Here is an 18,048-nt window from a genome sequence, read left to right as displayed (position 1 = left end):
CACAGCAATGAATAAGACATATAAAGGATATTTAATCGATCTCGATGGAACAATGTACAGAGGAACAGAGCGAGTTGAAGCTGCATCTGACTTCGTCAAGACACTCCGAGAGAAAGAGATTCCCCATCTGTTTGTAACGAATAACTCATCACGTCGTCCAGATCAGGTGGCGGATAAATTAAACACGTTTGATATCCCCGCTCAACCTGAACAAATTTATACAACTAGTATGGCGACTGCCTCTTATATTAAAGCGCAAAAACCAGGGGCAAAAGTATATGCAATGGGAGAAGAAGGTCTGTTGCACGCTTTAAAGGATGCTGGACTAACACTAGCAGAAGAAGATTGTGATTATGTCGTGGTAGGCTTGGATCATGAGTTGAATTATGAGAAGCTCACAAAAGCTTGCTTAAATGTACGTGCAGGTGCAACCTTCTTGTCAACAAACGGAGATGTTGCCATACCAACTGAGAGAGGCATGTTGCCAGGGAATGGTTCAATCACTTCTGTTGTAACTGTATCAACCGGTGTTGAGCCTACGTTTATAGGAAAACCAGAGTCCATTATTATGGAACAAGCCATGGCTGCAATTGGTTTAAATAAAGAGGATACACTAATGGTGGGTGACAACTACCATACAGATATTTTAGCAGGAATGAACGCCGGGATGGATACCTTGCACGTTCAAACAGGAGTTACGACAAAAGAACAGTTGTCTCAATATAATCAGCAACCAACTTATACGATTTCAACATTAAATCAATGGATTCCTAATTTATAATACAGATGGATATAAAAAAGGCAGCTTACCGATTAAGGGGAGCTGCCTTTTTTGTTCTATTCTTATGTAGGAGAGAGGAGGCCAGTGTTAGGCCTCTGCATTTGCGTCACTGTGAGCTAAACGACTTGATGCTGCAGCTGCAATAGCACCCACAATGTCGTCTAAGAAAGTATGACAACCATTTGCCTTGTCATTTAACTTCTCCAAGATTCCAGGCTTTTGCTTATCAATGTATCCGTAATTTGTAAATCCAATCGAGCCGTATACGTTGACTATGGATAAAGCAATAACCTCGTCAATGCCATATAGACTTTCGTCGGTTTCAATCGTTTCCTGAAGAGGAGACTGAAGCATTTTCTTCTCAGCCATTATATCTAATTCAATCCCAGTTAGGATCGCATTTTGTACTTCTCTCTTTGCAATTACTCGGTTTACATTGTGTAAGCACTCTTCCATCTCAAGATTGTCATGATACTTAGCCTGAAGATAGTGTACCAGTTCAGCGATATCGTTAAGTGTCACACCACGTTCTTTTAAAAGTTCTCGTGCTTTTTGCTCTAACTCTGTCATTTTTTCTTTTGCCATGATTATCACCTATTTCTTAAGTATCGAGTATATCCATACTATTACCTATATCGTATAGTATGAAACTAAATGAAAAACGTGCATGAGAACCAATCATGCTTATCGTTATCATACATATCTATATAGATAAGAGCAACTAAAAGGGTGGTAGGTTATATGAGAGACCAACTGCAACAAGAATATCAGGTGTACTTAGGTAAAGAGATTCATGATAATGGGTTGTATGGTTTCGAAGGAAATGATGGTCATTATTTCTTGATTCCTTACGAAGAAGAACTAGATGAAGAGGCGTATGAACAACGTTCAATTAGCGAATATATACGTAACCAAGATACTGTGCAGATTGGCATGCCTTTATTCACAAGAGAAGGTAAATTGTATACCCAAAAAGACAATCAATCATACATGCTCGTCCAAGTTCCTTGGACTTCCTCGGAAGTTTCTAAGGGGCAATGGCTTGCGACTCTTCACGACATTGGGAATCGTTACCCTTATCAACCCCAACAAATTTCTAGGTATGGTCAATGGAAATCACTTTGGGAATCTAAAGTAGATGCTTGGTTTGAACAATATAAAATCCAATGGAATGAGCGACCATGCTCTTCTATGAGAAGGTTATTTATTGAGACGTTTCCTTATCTTGAGGGTATATCTGAAAATGCAATTCAATATTTGCAAGAAAGTGAGCAAGATTGGAGATATGAACAAAACGACCAGGGCACATTTACTTTAAAGCGTCTTCATCCATCCATGATGTCCCAAATGATTTGGCCTCATACATTGGTGTATGATCACCCTGCAAGGGATTTGGCTGAATGGATTCGGTATTCGTTGTTAAATCAAGGCACAAATGCGTATCCTGCTATACGTACAATGCTTGATGAATATGAACGTAATAGGCCTCTTTCAGTTTTTAGTTGGCGCTTAATTTATGCTAGACTCATATACCCTGTTCATTTATATGACGTTCTAGAGCAGACTTTACAAGCTGGAGAGGGAGAACAAAATAAGCTTGAAAAAGAATATCGCTCCCTGCTTCAACAGCAAGGTCAGTATGAAAAACAGCTTAAAGAATTTTTCGACGCTGTTCATATGGACTATAAACGACTCCGTATTCCAATATTAGATTGGTGAACCCAAAATCAGGGAAACTTCATGCTATAATGGGCAATACTTATAGCTATAGAGGAGGAGCCTGATGTCTAAACCATTTATTTATATTACAAGAAAACTACCTAAATCAGTAGTTGAACCATTTGAGTCTAACTATACGATTGAAATGTGGCCAGAAGAAGAGAAGCCTGTTGAGAGGGAAGTGCTGCTAGAGAAAGCTCAACAAGCTGATGCACTAGTGACAATGCTTAGTGATCGAATTGATAGCGAGATTTTTGAACAACAAACGAACCTTAAAGTCATTGCGAACTTAGCCGTAGGATATGACAACATTGATTTGGGTGCTGCAGAAGACGCAAATGTAATTGTCACAAATACTCCTGATGTTTTAACTGATACAACGGCTGACTTAACTTTTGGATTACTAGTATCTACAGCAAGGCGACTAATGGAAGCTGAACGGTATGTAAAAAATAATGCCTGGGAAAACTGGGCCCCTCTATTGATGGCTGGACAAGATGTTCATCATAAAACAATTGGCATAGTTGGGATGGGTCGTATAGGGGAAGCTGTTGCTAAAAGAGCGACTGGATTTGAAATGGAGATCCTTTATCATAATCGTAGTCGTAAGATCGAAGCTGAAGAAAAGCTAGCAGCGACTTATGTAGGGTTTGAAGAGCTATTAGAACGGTCTGATTTCGTGGTTTGTTTAACCCCTCTTACAGAAGAAACACGAGGCATGTTTAATAAAGATGCATTTGAACGAATGAAGGATAGCGCTATATTTGTTAATGCTTCTCGCGGAGCATTGGTAGACGAAGGGGCACTTTATGAAGCGATCGAGCAACATGTAATAGCAGGAGCAGGATTAGATGTGTTCCAGAATGAGCCCATCTCATCTGACCACCCACTACTTCGTTTTGATCAAGTTGTGGCTACTCCTCATATTGGCTCTGCATCTGAAGAAACTAGGAAAACAATGATGACACTTTGCCTTGAGAATATCCAGCGAGTGATGAATGAGGAAGAGGCTAAGACTCCAGTAACACGAGTGTAAGAACAATATAAAATGAATCGTTTGGAAAGGGCATGTAGATTTGAACCAAATCTACATGCCTTTTTCTTTTTATAGAAGGTTGATTTTTATACAAGGGAGAGGAGGTTTTTGTTCTGAGGAGTAAATGATAAAAAAATTAGGTTTAACAAGATTGATTTGGCGCGGTGTTATACAGTTGGTGGTTATTGTCTGTATTAGATTTTTCGAACTATTATTGAATTATATGAACTCTCTCTTTTATAATGGTGTTTATATATACAATAGTATACTAGCATGAGGGGGAGGAAAGAGATGTCATTAACGAAAAAAATCTTACTCGGAATGGGACTAGGTGTTTTAGTTGGATTATTACTAAATAACTTGGATCCTTCCATTTATGATAACGCGCAGAAATTCGTTCTGTACCCAGTCGGGCAATTGTTTGTAAGCTTGATCAAGATGCTCGTTGTACCGATCGTTGTCGTTTCATTAATTCTTGGGACCTCAGGAATTAGTGATCCGAAAAAGCTAGGGAGAATTGGGATTAAGACGGTACTGTTTTTCCTAGTTACAACAGCGATTGCCTTAACGCTAGCGTTAGGGTTGGGCTCGCTCTTCCAACCGGGCGCTGGAGGCTCTGCTATGCAAGGTGGAGACTTTGAAGCAAGTGAGGCCCCACCAGTTGTGGATACGCTTATCAACATTATCCCATCAAATCCACTTGATGCCATGGTTAAGGGAGATATGCTTCAAGTTATTGCATTTTCTATCTTTATCGGAATTGGACTTTCTCGCATTGGGACTCGCGGAAAAGACTTATACCGATTAGTGGAACAAGCTAATGAAGTCTTGATGTATCTTGTTCAGCTAGTTATGAAGTTTGCTCCTTATGGTGCATTTGCTTTAATTGCAGACGCTATTGGATCGCAAGGTAGTGATTCTTTATTAAAAATGGTGAAGTACTTGGCCGTTGTTCTACTAGCACTATTCATACACCTTGTTGTCACCTACGGATCAGCTATTGCTTTATTAGGGAAGATGAACCCTATTCAGTTCTTCAAAAACTTCTCTCCAGCAATGGTTGTAGCGTTTAGTACATCAAGTAGTTCAGGTACATTGCCAGTCTCTATGAAAACAGTGCAAAATAAGTTAAATGTACCAAAACCGATTAGTAGTTTCGTCCAACCACTCGGTGCCACGATTAACATGGACGGTACAGCCATTATGCAAGGTGTCGCAACGATGTTCATCGCACAAATGTACGGTGTTGACCTTGCTTTTAGCGATCTTGTAACAGTTGTTCTAACAGCAACACTTGCAAGTATCGGAACAGCAGGAGCACCCGGAGTAGGGCTGATTATGCTTTCAATGGTTCTAACATCAGTTGGACTTCCTGTAGAAGCGATCTCTCTTGTGCTTGCCGTTGACCGCCTAATCGACATGTGCCGTACAGCGGTAAACGTTACCGGTGATGCTACAGCAGCAGTCATTATTGCCCGCTCTGAAGCAGGACGCGAAGACGAAATTCCAGTTGTACAAGAGCAAAAACATGCTTAATAAAAAGCAGTTCTTCCTAATCAGGAAGAACTGCTTTTTTTATGTCATATTCTTTAACTGTATTTTGTTTGATCCATATAAGCTTACTGATATGGAACGCTTGAAGCTAATATATTTTAATTGGAAGGGACCGTTACGTTTGATGAGTGCTTGGTCTTGCTCGGGGACAACTCGCTTTCCTGCGGGGAGCTGGGAAGCCTCCTCGTTCGCTTTCGCTCTCTGTGGGGTCTTCCCTAGGCTCCTTTTCCCGCGGGAGTCTCGCAGTCCCCGAGCAAGCCCTGGCTTTAAAGAGGTGAACGGCCCGCATATGGGATAAGGAAAGGTCACTTCTCTCTAAATGGCATGTTTCCGTTCCTTCGTATTTGGCAAAGGTGGGCCGGGAAACTGCGAGACTCCTGCGGGAGAAAGAGGTAGACGAGACCCCAGAGCGAACGAAGCGAGTGAGGAGGCTCGACAGCTCGCCCGCGGAAAGCGAGTAGTTTCCCGGACCACCTTACTCAACACTAACGTTAACGGAAACATTCTCTCAAACTTCGAGTCTTCAATAATCCTGCTCGAAAAGGAAGGCATAAAAAAAGCTTGTAGAATGATCTACAAGCTGTTTCATATAGTGAATAGCCAAATACACGCTACAAATTAAAAGACTTGTTCTACTTCGCGAATTCCAGGTACCTCTTCTACGAGTGCACGTTCGATCCCGGCTTTTAGGGTGATTGTTGAACTTGGGCAACTACCGCAAGCACCCATAAGACGAAGGCGAACAATTCCTTCATCTACATCTACTAATTCAACGTCTCCACCATCACGTAGTAAGAAGGGACGAAGTTTATTCAATACTTCTTGTACTTCATTTTCCATCATCCATCTTCTCCTTTCCTATACATCCATTATAATGCGTGTAAGCAAAAAAATCTATTGTGCAAACTGAATTTATCTTTGTGAAACTTGATTTCACTATTGTGTTCGTATGAAGTACGTTTATTTTAACATGGTTTTAAAGTTTGATTAGTTTTACAAATAAATAGTCGATTTCAAAAATAATTTTATATTTATCGAAACATTTTGTAAAATGAAAGGTAGTAGAAGTTCTAGTGGGGGGGGGAATGGATTTGAGCAAAGTGGTAATTACGGTATATGGGGCAGAGGAGCGCTGTGCAAGTTGTGTAAATGCTCCGGGTTCTAAAGAGACGTTTGAATGGTTGCAAGCAGCAATTGGACGTAAGTATTCTAATGATCAATTTCATTATCAATATGTCGATATTATGAAGTCTCATGTTGAGGAAGAATATAAAGACTTTACACAACGCATATTAGATGAAGAATTTTTTTATCCACTAATCGTCATGGACGGAGAGGTTATAGACGAAGGTGCGCCCCGACTGAAAGCTGTTTTCAAAGCGATTGAGGAGAAAGGAATTCAGCCAACAGGGTAGATAGCGCCTCCATTTTGTCTGTCGTATAACAGAAGATGAATGCTTGGGCATTTCTTGACTAGAGAAAACAATGAGTTAAGTCCGTTGTCGTCTTGGACTAGAATATGGTAGCATGTATTTTTGAAGAGGGGATTCACCATAATAGAAAAGCAGAGGTGGATCTTGTGAACCCAATAATCGAATTTTGTATTAATAATTTAGCAAGCGGATCTCAAAAAGCCAAAGAAGAGCTCGAAAAAGATCTCGAACTTGATGTCATAGAATATGGATGTCTTAGCCATTGTGGCTTATGTGCCCAAAGCCTATTTGCACTCGTTAACGGTGACCGAGTGACAGGTGAAACGCCAGAAGAGTTAGTGAAGAATGTGTACCAACACATCGAAGAGAATCCCCTGTTCTAACTTCACGATTAAAAGAAAAGCGCGGGCCAAATTACCTGCGTTTTTCTTTTATTTCCATACATAGAATATGCAGGGGGTTTTACAAGTATTAGGTAGCTTGTTAAAATGTACTTTGTTCATTTACCTAGATAAAGGATTTCTTACGTATAGAAAAGAGGCTCAGGCATGAAAGAAAAATGGTGTTATGTAGATTCGGGTTATGCCTCCCCTGCTTATAATATGGCGCTCGACGAAGCGCTTTTAAAATGGCATAGTAAGGGTGAGATCCCTCCTGTAATTCGCTTTTATGGTTGGGAACCGGCTGCTGTGTCAGTAGGATATTTTCAAAAGATAGATGGAAAAATTGATCTTGATTCTGTGAAAGCGCATGGATTTGAAATCGTTCGTCGCCCTACAGGTGGCAGAGCCGTCCTGCATGATAATGAATTGACCTATAGTGTAATTGTTTCTGAGAATCATACTTCTATGCCTCCTACGGTAACAGAAGCTTATCGAGTTATTTCTGAAGGTTTATTAAAAGGATTCAGAAATTTGGGAGTAGATGCGGAATTCTCAATTCCAGAAGGGAAGATTAAACAAACGGGCTCAGCAGTTTGTTTTGATGAACCTTCTTGGTATGAATTAATTGTTGAAGGTCGAAAAGTTGCAGGGAGCGCTCAGACAAGACAAAAAGGTGTTATTCTTCAACACGGTTCAATCCCCATAGCAATGGATGATGTTACATTATTTGATATGTTCATCTATCCAAATGAGCGTGTGAAAGAGAGAGCTCGTAAAGCCTTTGGTGGGAAAGCGGTCGCAATCAATGAAGTGGCTGATCGTGATGTACCAATGGAAGAAGTGAAGAGTGCTTTTAAAGCTGGCTTTGAACAAGGACTAGATGTAGAATTAATACCATACACCCTCACAGATGAACAACGAGAAGAAGTAGAGGAGCTTGTTCGTACAAGGTATCAGACAGATGAATGGACTTACTCTCGTTAAATGTTTTGCTTGAAATAATAGGTATAAGGATGTGTAAACATGGCGAAGAAAGAAGAACACGTACGTAAGCCGGAATGGCTGAAAATTAACATCAAGACTAATAAATCTTATAATCGCTTAAAGAAAATTATGCGTGAGCGCGGCCTACATACAGTTTGTGAAGAGGCAAGATGTCCAAACATTCACGAGTGCTGGAGCGAACGTAAAACAGCGACCTTTATGATTCTAGGTGATACATGTACACGTGGTTGCCGTTTCTGTGCCGTTAAAACGGGTCTTCCGAATGAACTTGATATGCAAGAACCTGAAAAAGTTGCAGAGTCAGTAGAACTTATGGACCTTAAGCACGCCGTTGTTACTGCTGTTGCGCGTGATGATTTAAAAGATGGCGGTGCGTTTGTATTTGCTGAAACCGTTAAAGCGATCCACCGTCGTCAACCTGGTTGTACTGTAGAAGTGCTTCCATCTGACATGGCTGGGGACTATGACAGTCTTCGTATGCTTATGGACGCAGGTCCTGATATCTTCAACCATAACATTGAAACCGTACGCCGTTTGACGCCAAGAGTTCGTTCAAAAGCAACGTACGACCGTTCTTTGGAACTTTTACAACGCGTAAAAGAAGTAGCTCCAAACACGCCAACGAAGTCTAGCATCATGGTAGGTCTTGGTGAAACGAAAGAAGAAATCATTCAAGCTATGGACGACTTACTTGCTCATGACGTTGATATCATGACAATTGGTCAGTATCTACAACCTACGAAAAAACACTTGAAAGTAGAAAGATACTATCATCCAGACGAGTTTGAAGAGCTTCGTCAGATCGCTATGGAGAAAGGATTCCAACACTGTCAGGCAGGACCATTGGTTCGTTCTTCTTACCATGCGGATGAACAAGTGAATGAAACTTCCCTACAACGTCGTATTAAATACATGAAGGGCTATGAAGAGACTTCAAATGAGAAGTTAGACACTCTAAACTTCTAATTCATTTTACTGAAAAGACCTGCAGAGCTATACTGCAGGTCTTTTAATTTCCTGTATTTAAAAGTCTGTTAGCGGTTTTCTTTTGATCTTCTCTAACTTGATACCATCCATCTCTAGCCATGTTAATGATTTTAGGATCAAAAGCTAGCTGTTTCTTTTCAACTACAAGGGAGAAATATTTAATGGCTTCCTCATTACGTCCGAGGCGACGGTTCAATTCCCCGATTAAGTAGAGTACGCGTAGTGCGTTCATCTCTGTAAAGGAGAGGTCATCTTCTTCGTAAGCTTTTTTATACATTTTTTCAGCCAATCTCATGAATCTGGCTTCTTCAAAAGCATCTTTCCTTTTACGATATAACCACACAACTCTTAAGTATAATCCTGCTATGACAATGGCTTTTTCTTTCTTTAATTGAGCTGTATAAATGGCCAGTTTGTAAGCATTTAGAGCATTGCTTTCGGTTCGTTCTTCAGAAAAGTTCTGAGGTGTCCAGCGCTTTACAAGTTTTTCTGTAATTTCATCACGAGACGGCTCAGACAAGAGACTAGAGAATTGATCAGTATAGGAATATCCACAATTTGGACAAACCATAGGGACGTATAGGAGTGGACTGTATTGCTCGTGCTTGTATAGCGTGTAAAAGTCTGTATCTGTCTTTATAGGGCGAGTGAATCGAGAGCGTACTTTTTTAGTTGTGAATGAATGGGTACAAAATGGACATTGACACTGTTTGTCATATAAAGGATGAATCGATTCGCTCATAACAGCCCTCCTAAAGATCGATATTTGGTTCAAATGTACTAAAATTTTGCGATACTCTCAAGTCTTTTTGCTCATAACAGAAAAAGGTTTATCCTATTCTGGTTTGAAAAATTGAAGAGTATCCCATTTGTTAGTATACTGAGGGTAAGAAAGACGTAAGGAGGTACATGTATGACAATTAACATTACCGATAGTGCTAGCCAGCAGATCCAAGAAATGATGAAGGATGAAGAGAATCAGAATGTTCGCCTTCGTTTTGGCGTAAAAGGCGGCGGTTGCAGCGGTCTATCTTATGCAATGGGTTTTGAGAGTGAAATTAACGAAGAACTAGATACAACTTTTGAAGCAAATGACATCCCTGTAGTAATGAATAAACAAGACATGGCTGTAGTAGAAGGAACAACAATTGATTTCAAGCAGAACATGATGGGTGGTGGGTTTACGATTGATAACCCAAATGCCATCGCTAACTGTGGTTGTGGATCCTCGTTCAGAACAGCTGCAAATGCCGGTGCACCAGATAAAGATTGTTAATAACATTTATTAACCCGCAAGCCTGATAAAAGGCTTGCGGGTTTTTTCGCTTTACAGCAATGAAGGGTGCCAGACACTCTTTAGTGCTTTAGAGCAATAACTGGTGCCAGACACCATTTAATACGTTATTTCGGTATTGTAGTAAAGGGTGTGTTCTTGATGTTTAAGTGTTGGAGAATGGGTTAAAGGGTTTATAAGGATAACCATATGGGAGGCTCATATTTGAAGTATTGCAAAAGCTTTTTGATGGTGCTTGGGATATTGGGAATTATACTTAATGCGTGTGGACAAACGAAGAATGACTCAAGAGCAGGGCTATTCACTGTGGAGGATTTAAATCCAGAGTTCTTCTTTAAGGATGAAGTCATCGGTGAAATGTGGAGATAAAAAAAGATAGCCTCAGGGTAAGAGACTATCTTAACTAAGTTAAGAACCGAAGAGACTTGTAGAGTGCATCGGTTGCACTTTTGCTTTCGGATCAATATATGCTTTTGCATTGTTTACAGCAGTTGGACCTTCACCAAATCCAGAAGCAATAAGTTTTACTTTACCAGGATATGTACAAATATCACCAGCTGCGTAAATGCCTTTGATGTTCGTTTCCATACGAGAGTTAACAACAATGTTGTTTTTCTCAATGTCTAGACTCCAGTCTTTAATAGGACCAAGAGATGAAATGAAGCCGTAGTTCACAATTAAGGAATCGATATCAAGGGTCTCTATACCATCACCCTTTGCTTCTTTCAAGACTACCTGATCAATAGAACCAGTTCCAATTAATTCTTCTGGATTATATGGAGTCATAATGTTCACACTAGAGTTATGAAGTTGTTCAACACTGTGCTCGTGGGCACGGAATTTATCTCTACGGTGTACAAGTGTAACTTGTTCAGCGATTGGCTCAAGCATAAGTGCCCAGTCCACTGCTGAATCTCCACCACCACAGACCATGACTTTCTGTCCTGCAAATCGTTCCATATTATCAACATGGTAGAACAAGTTTGATTCTTCAAACTCCTGACAGTTATCAATTTTAAGACGACGTGGAGAGAAGGCACCATTTCCAGCTGTTATAATGATGGTCTTTGTGTAGTGTACGCCTTTATTTGTGGTTAGTTTAAAGGTTTCATCTTCAAGTTTCTCAACTTCTTGGACAGCTTCATTAAGTGCGATGGCTGGGTCAAATTGGTTAGCTTGTTCAACTAAGTTGTCCACTAGCTCCTGCGCACGTACTTTAGGAAATCCTGCCACATCGTAGATGTATTTCTCTGGGTAAAGAGCGGAGAGTTGTCCACCGAGTTGAGGAAGACTTTCGATAATTTTTACACTAGCTTGTCTCATACCACCGTAGAAAGCAGTAAAAAGACCAACTGGGCCACCACCAATAATGGTAATGTCATACACTTTTTCTGACACAATAAATTCCCCCATTCTAAGAGTTTCATTCCGGTTTCTATTTTATCATACTTATGATTGCCTTCTCCTTATCATATCAAAAATCCTTTCCAGGGGAAAAATATTTGAAATGTCTGAATGTCGATGATTTGTGATTTTAGGGTTGAAAATTGTAGAAAAAAAGACTATGATGATTTTTAGAAAATATTTTACGAAATTATGACAATTCTATTATCATAGGTGTCTTTTTTTATGCCGAAATTCGTGAAGGAAGTCACAATTTAGGCTTAGAAAATATGTGCAGTGTATTTAGAAAAATTTATGTAAATGGAAGTGATATGTATGAACAGACCAAATATTGTTGTACTTGGTGCTGGGTATGGCGGAATGATCACGACTGCTAAACTGCAAAAGATGTTGGGCTCTAATGAGGCGAACATTACGTTAGTGAACAAACATAATTACCATTACCAAACAACTTGGCTTCACGAAAATGCTGCTGGTACGCTTCACCACGATCGTACACGCATTAAAATCAGTGACGTGATTAATTTTAACCGTGTTAATTTCGTTCAAGATACAGTAGTAAGCCTTGATCCATCAAGTAAAAAGGTTCAACTTGAGAACGGCGAATTAACTTATGATTATCTTGTAATTGGACTTGGATTCGAAGCTGCTACATTTGGAATCGAAGGTTTGAAAGAACATGCATTTACAATCAGTAACATTAACTCTGCTCGCTTAATTCGTGAGCACATCGAGTACAACTTTGCTCGCTACAACAATGAAAAAGAAGAGCGCCAAGACTTGCTTAACATTGTTGTTGGTGGTGCTGGTTTCACAGGTATCGAATTTGTCGGAGAAATTGCCAACAAAGTACCAGAGCTATGTAAAGAATACGACATTCCTCGTGAGAAAGTTCGTATTATTAACGTAGAGGCTGCTCCAACAGTTCTTCCAGGTTTCGACGAAGAGCTTGTAGAGTATGCTATGAACCTTCTTGAAGGAAAAGGCGTTGAATTCAAGGTAGGTACAATGATTAAACAAGTAGAAGAACATAAAATTCTTGTTGAGAAAGACGAACAGCAAGAAGAAATCCCAACGAATACAGTTGTTTGGGCAGCGGGTGTTCGCGGTAACTCTCTAGTTGAAGAAGCTGGATTTGAAACAAACCGTGGCCGTGTACCTGTTCGTGACGATCTTCGTCCAAACGGATATGATGATGTCTTCATCGTAGGGGATTGTGCTTTAATTATGAACCCTGAAAATGATCGCCCTTATCCTCCAACAGCTCAGATTGCCATTCAGGAAGCTGAAACAACAGCTCGTAACGTGAAAAAGGTTGTGAACGGCGAAGACAATCTTGAAACGTTTAAACCAGACCTAAAAGGTACGGTTGCTTCTCTTGGTGAAGGACAAGCAATTGGCGTGGTATTTGGTGACAAGAAACTATTCGGTTGGACAGCTTCTGTTATGAAGAAGATTATCGATAACCGTTACCTTCTTAAATTAGGTGGAGTTGGATTACTTCTTAAAAAAGGTAAATTTAACATCTTCACGAAATAAATAAAGGTAAAAAGCAAGGAAGAGAACTCTTCCTTGCTTTTTTTATGATTCTCTTTCTGCTGATATAGCTTGTTTTTCTATATAGAACATAATAAAATATGGTAAGAAACCGTTTTACTACGTGGTCAATAGGGTATGTGGATAGATTGATCAGACAGGAGGAAGCATCGGTGTTTATTTTTCAGGCTATTGTATCTGTTTTGTTATTCTTTGTTTTGTTTTTTGGGATTTCCTTTCTAGTGAATATGTTGTTAAGAAAAACATGGCTGATCGCCTTTTTATATCCAATTATTATTGTGTTTATTGTTGATAATATCTCAACATTCAATTATTTCACAGCCTTTAATGAGTCACTTGAAACAGCTATGAGTCATCTCGTCAATCTGCAAGTGATCGACATGGTTATCCTGTCATCTGGCTTAGCAGGTGCTATTTGCTCAGGGGTTGTAATACGGATGCTACGCGTAAGAGGATATCAAATGTTCTAAGCAAACAGGTTAATACCTGTTTGTTTTTTTATGGAGTAATTTTTGAAGACTAAAAACTGAGACATTTAGGTAAGGATACGTTCGTTATCTTATGTGGTGGAAGGGCAGGCTTGGGGACAACTCGCTTTCCTGCGGAGAGCTGGCAAGTCTCCTCGTTCGCTATCGCTCTCTGTGGGGTCTTGCCTAGGCTCCTTATCCCGCGGGAGTCTAGCAGTCCCCAAGCTTGCCCTGATGTGAATTAGGTGAACGGACCGCTTACTGTAGGTGCTCTCTCACCACACCCCATATATGGCTCGTTTGAGTCTTTGTACATTTGGCAAAGGTGGGTCTGGAAACTGCGAGACTCCCGTGGGCAGAAGAGCCTAGGTGAGACCCCGGAGACCGGCTTTGCCGGTTGAGGAGGCTCACCAGCTCCCCACAGGAAAGCGAGTGGTTTCCAGGCCCTCCTTACACTCAACTAAAGCTAAAAACCGGAAAGCTCGTTTGTTGTGAATAATCACTGAATTGTTTGGAAAAGATGACATCTAGAGAGGTGTTTACAAACAATGAAAAAAACAATGAAACGAATGCTGATGGTAGTTTTGTTTTTTGGTGCACTTAGTACAACTTTTATGTCCATTACGAACGTGTCGGCTAAAGAAATATCAAACTGGCTTCAAGATCAAACGAACTCGTTATTCCATTATCAATCTGAATATGAGCAAGGACACTTTCGGGATATTAGCTTGGCTAAGAAAGGGGTGAATTATTTCGCTGCGAAAACAAGATATATTTCTAGTCAGCAAGTTGAGGGACCGACTAGTATAGAAGAGGCGATTGAATTATCTCAATATCCAAAGGAAACGGTCTTGGCTACTGGTTATACAGCTGGGGTTGAGTCAACCGGGAAAGACGCATCCCATCCTACGTACGGGATTACTTATTCAGGTGTTAAAGTAAAACGTGACATGTATTCCACAATAGCGGCTGATCTATCTGTATACCCACTAGGGACTATTCTATACATTCCGGGTTATGGATTTGGTGTTGTAGCGGATAAAGGTTCTGCCATTAAGGGAAATAGGATTGATCTTTACTATGAAACAGTAAAAGATGTCTACGAAGAATGGGGTAAAAAGCATGTCGACGTGTACGTCATTGAACGTGGTGAGGGGCAAGTGAGTGAGGAAACGTTAGCGATGCTAAACGATAATGAAGCCTTGCAAGTATTTAGACAAGATTATAAAGGATAATTTGGTTAAGGGATCATCCCAAACAAAGAGCATAGAGTCATTACTCTATGCTCTTTTATGTATATCAATGTAATGTAAACTGGTCAGTCCTATTAAGATGGCTGACCTAATAAAAATACTCTATTGTCCTGAGGAGAATCAAGGCAATAGAGTATGTAATCGTTCGTAAAGTTTAATTGAGCTATCTTAAATCAACTTTTTAGAAAAGCAATGTATGTAGGACGATTGTTAACAAGATTCCCGTTAGCCCCCCAAAAAATACTTCTATTGGTTGATGGCCTAGTAACTCTTTCAATTCTTCGCGTTTTTGGTATTCTGCCTTTGAATTCCATAGACGAGCTTCTTCAACAAAGTGAGAAAAGTCTTTTAACAGTTGATTTAGCATAATCGCCTGTTCACCAGCTTGACGTCTTACCCCTGTAGAGTCAAACATTACGATAATAGCAAAGACACAAGCCAATGCAAATATATTAGAGCCAAGGCCCTCTTGTAAGCCAATCCCTGTTGCAAGGGCTGTTACAGCAGCTGAGTGACTACTTGGCATTCCTCCTGTTGCAAACGCGAGACCTGGATTGAATTCTCTCATTGCGATGAATTGTATTGGAATTTTAACGAGTTGGGCGAAGACAATTGCAAATAGCGATGCCCATAGAGGAAAGTTGCTGAAGATCTCCATGTGTGTAGTCCTTCCTTTCTGCATTTTGAAACTTTCATGTATTAGTTCTTTTAGTACTTTATATTTTACCATGATTCTAAACTAGACAGTTGAATAGGGCTAAAGTGGGTTGTAAATTTTGTGTAAAAGGTTGTAAAGAAGGTGGAAAAGAGAAAAGTTCTCTTATCTTCTAATTTTGAATGTTTCAATATTATAACATATCCATTATTTTAAGTCTTGTACGAAAGGGGCCATGATATACCGTTTAGGAAAGAGAAAAATTGAATAAACGGGAATTTACTCAATAGTCGATATTTTTTGTATAATGGAACTGGAGGTGGATGCAATGTTTACAATACAACCAACAACAGCATTATTTTCAGAAACGGACGCGCTTATATTTGGACTTTATCATGAGAACAAACAACACCAACCCGTATATGGACAGCTAAATGAAGCTCTTGGTGGAGCATTAGACCAGTACATAAAAGACGGGGATTTATCTAATGATTATAATAAAATTTCTAAGGTGTATACGTTAAACCAAACAACTGCAAAGCGTATTTATGTTGTAGGACTTGGGAAGAAGAAGGAATTAACTTCCCAGAAACTTAAGAAAACGTTCGGTCGACTTTTCAAACAACTTCAAGCCGACGGCCAGTCTAATTCCACATTTGTGCTTAATAGTTTTCAGACAGACCAAATTTCAGAGGAAGCGGCAGCTGAAGTGCTTTCTGAAGCCATGGTAATTGCTCCTTACCAATTCGAGAATTATAAAACAACCAATAAGAAACCTGTTACAAAAATGGAGCATGTGACGCTTTTATCCGATCAACAAGAATCAAGCTTAAAAGGAAGTCTAGAAAAGGGGTACGCACTTGGTCATGGTGCTAACACAGCGCGTCACCTTGTACAGCTGCCTGGCAACTTATTGACCGCTACAGATCTTGCGGAGTACGCTGTATCTATGGCTGAGGATTATGGGTTTGAAAAAGAAATATTAGAAAAAGAGGATATGGAGCGTCTTGGTATGGGTGCACTCTTAGCTGTGAACCAAGGCTCGACAGAACCTCCTAAAATGATTGTCCTGAAGTATCAAGGTAAAGAAAAATGGGAAGACGTAGTTGGCTTTGTAGGGAAGGGGATTACATTTGATACAGGAGGATACTCCATTAAGCCTAAAGACGGTATAGTAGGTATGAAAGGGGATATGGGTGGAGCTGCAGCGGTTTTAGGCGCGATGGAAATTGTCGGTCGGTTAAAGCCTAAACAAAATGTCGTCGCCGTAATCCCATCTACAGACAATATGATTAGTGGAAATGCCTTTAAACCTGACGATGTTATCACATCTTTAAGTGGCAAAACCATAGAAGTCTTAAACACAGATGCAGAAGGTCGTTTAGCTTTGGCTGATGGTATTACGTACGCAAAGCACCATAAAGCGGACCGGATTATTGACGTAGCCACCCTCACAGGAGGAGTCGTAGTAGCGCTTGGGGACTCGATGACGGGAGCTATGACCAATAATGACGATTTATATGAAAAGGTTGATACAGCATCCAAACAAGTAGATGAACTTATTTGGCAACTTCCGTATAACGAAATGTATAAACAGCGCGTTCGTTCAAGTGAGCTTGCTGACTTAAACAATTCACCGGGTCGAAAAGGTCATGCTATTATGGCTGGGTCCTTCCTTGCCGAATTCGCAGAATCCACACCATGGGTGCACCTAGATATAGCAGGTACGTCGCAGGCTGAAACAGCTTACGACCTCGGCCCAAAAGGTCCAACAGGTGTTATGGCTCGTACATTAGCCACCTATATTATGAACTTATAAGAGTTTGGAGCATTTGAGTTTATTCTGGCGTGATATCGTCTTCTGTAAAACTTAATCCTTATAAATAAGAAAAATTAGAAGTGCCACTTCTCCATTATAGGAGGGTGGCACTTGTTTCTTAGAAATGGGGGGAGTATATGTAAAATAGAAACTCGCTTCTACCAATGAAAAGCGAGTTCCATTTTGCAGCAGTCTTGATTTTGAGATTGAGCAGTTAGTGTAAGGTGAATGCCGTCAGGGTTGTAGCGTATTTCTATTGGATGTTGAATGCCGGTTCCTTGAATTAATTGTTTTACTTTCTCCTTATTAGACTGTTGAGCAGCTTTCATTACCTTCTGAGAAAAGCTTGGAGAACTGGCGAATTTTTCGATGATAATATGTGCGTCAGACATAAGTGACTGAAAGGCTTTTGCTGAGTCTGTTAATGTTGAAGGATCAACTTCTGGATAGGTGGGGCGAAATTGTGGTATAGGGTATGATCCATACACGGGGGGAGCGTAGGGTATCCACAAGGGATATGAATGTCGATACATAAAAACCCTCCTTCTTCACACAAACACTATATGAAGAAGAAAGAGGATCTGTGCGCTTTCTCTATATAAATTGTTCGTAGAGTGGTTCTCCTTTAACGATAAACAAGCCCCCTTATACAGAAGACTCTAAGCTGAGACACTTTAGTGTGGGAAGGGCCGTTACGATTA

The 18,048-nt window shown here is 40.2% G+C and carries 20 protein-coding genes; 14 read left to right on the top strand and 6 right to left on the bottom strand.

Going from position 1 to position 18,048, the window contains the following annotated elements; translation table 11 throughout:
- Positions 1–7 precede the first annotated feature (7 nt).
- Positions 8–781: a 5' nucleotidase NucF gene (gene nucF, locus IEW76_RS06300; protein ID WP_188651971.1), complete on the top strand. Its 774-nt coding sequence runs from the start codon at positions 8–10 to the stop codon at positions 779–781.
- An 87-nt stretch (positions 782–868) separates the two neighbouring features.
- Here the strand turns inward: nucF and IEW76_RS06295 are convergent, their stop codons facing one another.
- A complete protein-coding gene (locus IEW76_RS06295) occupies positions 869–1,366 on the bottom strand; it encodes a phosphatidylglycerophosphatase A family protein (protein ID WP_188651969.1) in 498 nt (165 codons plus the stop codon).
- Between the two features lie 156 nt (positions 1,367–1,522).
- On the opposite strand from IEW76_RS06295, the gene yutH reads away from it, so the two are divergent.
- From yutH to IEW76_RS06280, 3 genes are all read left to right on the top strand, one after another.
- Positions 1,523–2,500 carry a spore coat putative kinase YutH gene (gene yutH / locus IEW76_RS06290; RefSeq protein ID WP_188651967.1) on the top strand — a complete coding sequence of 326 codons (978 nt, stop codon included), beginning with the start codon at positions 1,523–1,525 and terminating at the stop codon, positions 2,498–2,500.
- 64 nt (positions 2,501–2,564) lie between these two features.
- Complete coding sequence (locus IEW76_RS06285; protein ID WP_188651965.1) at positions 2,565–3,536, top strand: 2-hydroxyacid dehydrogenase; 972 nt, start codon at positions 2,565–2,567, stop codon at positions 3,534–3,536.
- Positions 3,537–3,827: 291 nt separating this feature from the next.
- Positions 3,828–5,072, top strand: a complete 1,245-nt coding sequence (locus IEW76_RS06280; RefSeq protein ID WP_188651963.1) for a dicarboxylate/amino acid:cation symporter — start codon at positions 3,828–3,830, stop codon at positions 5,070–5,072.
- Between the two features lie 636 nt (positions 5,073–5,708).
- On the opposite strand, the gene IEW76_RS06275 is transcribed toward IEW76_RS06280, so the two are convergent.
- Complete coding sequence (locus IEW76_RS06275) at positions 5,709–5,930, bottom strand: NifU family protein (RefSeq protein WP_036782805.1); 222 nt, start codon at positions 5,928–5,930, stop codon at positions 5,709–5,711.
- A gap of 245 nt (positions 5,931–6,175) precedes the next feature.
- On the opposite strand from IEW76_RS06275, the gene IEW76_RS06270 reads away from it, so the two are divergent.
- The 4 genes from IEW76_RS06270 (at position 6,176) to lipA (ending at position 8,877) form a co-directional block, all read left to right on the top strand.
- Complete coding sequence (locus tag IEW76_RS06270; RefSeq protein ID WP_188651960.1) at positions 6,176–6,505, top strand: YuzD family protein; 330 nt, start codon at positions 6,176–6,178, stop codon at positions 6,503–6,505.
- 104 nt (positions 6,506–6,609) lie between these two features.
- Entirely contained in the window at positions 6,610–6,906 is a 297-nt protein-coding gene (locus tag IEW76_RS06265; RefSeq protein WP_052114962.1) for a YuzB family protein, read from the top strand.
- Positions 6,907–7,071: 165 nt separating this feature from the next.
- Positions 7,072–7,890 carry an octanoyltransferase LipM gene (lipM, locus tag IEW76_RS06260; RefSeq protein WP_188651958.1) on the top strand — a complete coding sequence of 273 codons (819 nt, stop codon included), beginning with the start codon at positions 7,072–7,074 and terminating at the stop codon, positions 7,888–7,890.
- A 39-nt stretch (positions 7,891–7,929) separates the two neighbouring features.
- Positions 7,930–8,877: a lipoyl synthase gene (lipA, locus tag IEW76_RS06255; RefSeq protein WP_036782610.1), complete on the top strand. Its 948-nt coding sequence runs from the start codon at positions 7,930–7,932 to the stop codon at positions 8,875–8,877.
- A gap of 43 nt (positions 8,878–8,920) precedes the next feature.
- Here the strand turns inward: lipA and IEW76_RS06250 are convergent, their stop codons facing one another.
- Positions 8,921–9,640 (bottom strand): DUF2225 domain-containing protein, encoded by a 720-nt coding sequence (locus IEW76_RS06250; protein ID WP_188651956.1) that lies wholly within the window; start codon positions 9,638–9,640, stop codon positions 8,921–8,923.
- Positions 9,641–9,811: 171 nt separating this feature from the next.
- On the opposite strand from IEW76_RS06250, the gene IEW76_RS06245 reads away from it, so the two are divergent.
- Together IEW76_RS06245 and IEW76_RS06240 are read left to right on the top strand one after the other, a co-directional pair.
- Positions 9,812–10,174 (top strand): HesB/IscA family protein, encoded by a 363-nt coding sequence (locus IEW76_RS06245; protein ID WP_188651954.1) that lies wholly within the window; start codon positions 9,812–9,814, stop codon positions 10,172–10,174.
- A gap of 222 nt (positions 10,175–10,396) precedes the next feature.
- The gene (locus tag IEW76_RS06240; RefSeq protein ID WP_188651952.1) at positions 10,397–10,561 is read left to right on the top strand and encodes a hypothetical protein; all 165 of its coding nucleotides are present in this window, start codon (positions 10,397–10,399) and stop codon (positions 10,559–10,561) included.
- Positions 10,562–10,600: 39 nt separating this feature from the next.
- Here IEW76_RS06240 and IEW76_RS06235 read toward each other — a convergent pair whose 3' ends face one another.
- Positions 10,601–11,590, bottom strand: a complete 990-nt coding sequence (locus IEW76_RS06235) for an NAD(P)/FAD-dependent oxidoreductase (RefSeq protein WP_229721141.1) — start codon at positions 11,588–11,590, stop codon at positions 10,601–10,603.
- Positions 11,591–11,911: 321 nt separating this feature from the next.
- Between IEW76_RS06235 and IEW76_RS06230 the strand changes: the two genes are divergently transcribed.
- The 3 genes from IEW76_RS06230 to spsC all read left to right on the top strand — a co-directional run bounded on the left by IEW76_RS06230 (position 11,912) and on the right by spsC (position 14,855).
- Positions 11,912–13,135 (top strand): NAD(P)/FAD-dependent oxidoreductase, encoded by a 1,224-nt coding sequence (locus IEW76_RS06230; protein WP_188651947.1) that lies wholly within the window; start codon positions 11,912–11,914, stop codon positions 13,133–13,135.
- Positions 13,136–13,305: 170 nt separating this feature from the next.
- The gene (locus IEW76_RS06225) at positions 13,306–13,623 is read left to right on the top strand and encodes a YuiB family protein (RefSeq protein ID WP_308422051.1); all 318 of its coding nucleotides are present in this window, start codon (positions 13,306–13,308) and stop codon (positions 13,621–13,623) included.
- Positions 13,624–14,168: 545 nt separating this feature from the next.
- A complete protein-coding gene (gene spsC / locus IEW76_RS06220) occupies positions 14,169–14,855 on the top strand; it encodes a stationary phase survival protein SpsC (RefSeq protein WP_229721140.1) in 687 nt (228 codons plus the stop codon).
- Positions 14,856–15,054: 199 nt separating this feature from the next.
- On the opposite strand, the gene IEW76_RS06215 is transcribed toward spsC, so the two are convergent.
- Entirely contained in the window at positions 15,055–15,531 is a 477-nt protein-coding gene (locus IEW76_RS06215; protein WP_188651943.1) for a divergent PAP2 family protein, read from the bottom strand.
- 325 nt (positions 15,532–15,856) lie between these two features.
- Between IEW76_RS06215 and IEW76_RS06210 the strand changes: the two genes are divergently transcribed.
- Positions 15,857–17,347 (top strand): leucyl aminopeptidase, encoded by a 1,491-nt coding sequence (locus IEW76_RS06210; RefSeq protein WP_188651941.1) that lies wholly within the window; start codon positions 15,857–15,859, stop codon positions 17,345–17,347.
- Positions 17,348–17,505: 158 nt separating this feature from the next.
- On the opposite strand, the gene IEW76_RS06205 is transcribed toward IEW76_RS06210, so the two are convergent.
- Positions 17,506–17,880 (bottom strand): YuzC family spore coat inner layer protein, encoded by a 375-nt coding sequence (locus IEW76_RS06205; protein WP_188651939.1) that lies wholly within the window; start codon positions 17,878–17,880, stop codon positions 17,506–17,508.
- Positions 17,881–18,048 lie beyond the last annotated feature (168 nt).

Origin of the sequence: Pontibacillus salipaludis (genome assembly GCF_014642405.1) — a bacterium.
GTDB lineage: Bacteria > Bacillota > Bacilli > Bacillales > BH030062 > Pontibacillus > Pontibacillus salipaludis.
The sequence above is the reverse complement of the archived record's forward strand: the minus strand, read 5'-3'. Positions and strand labels throughout refer to the sequence as shown.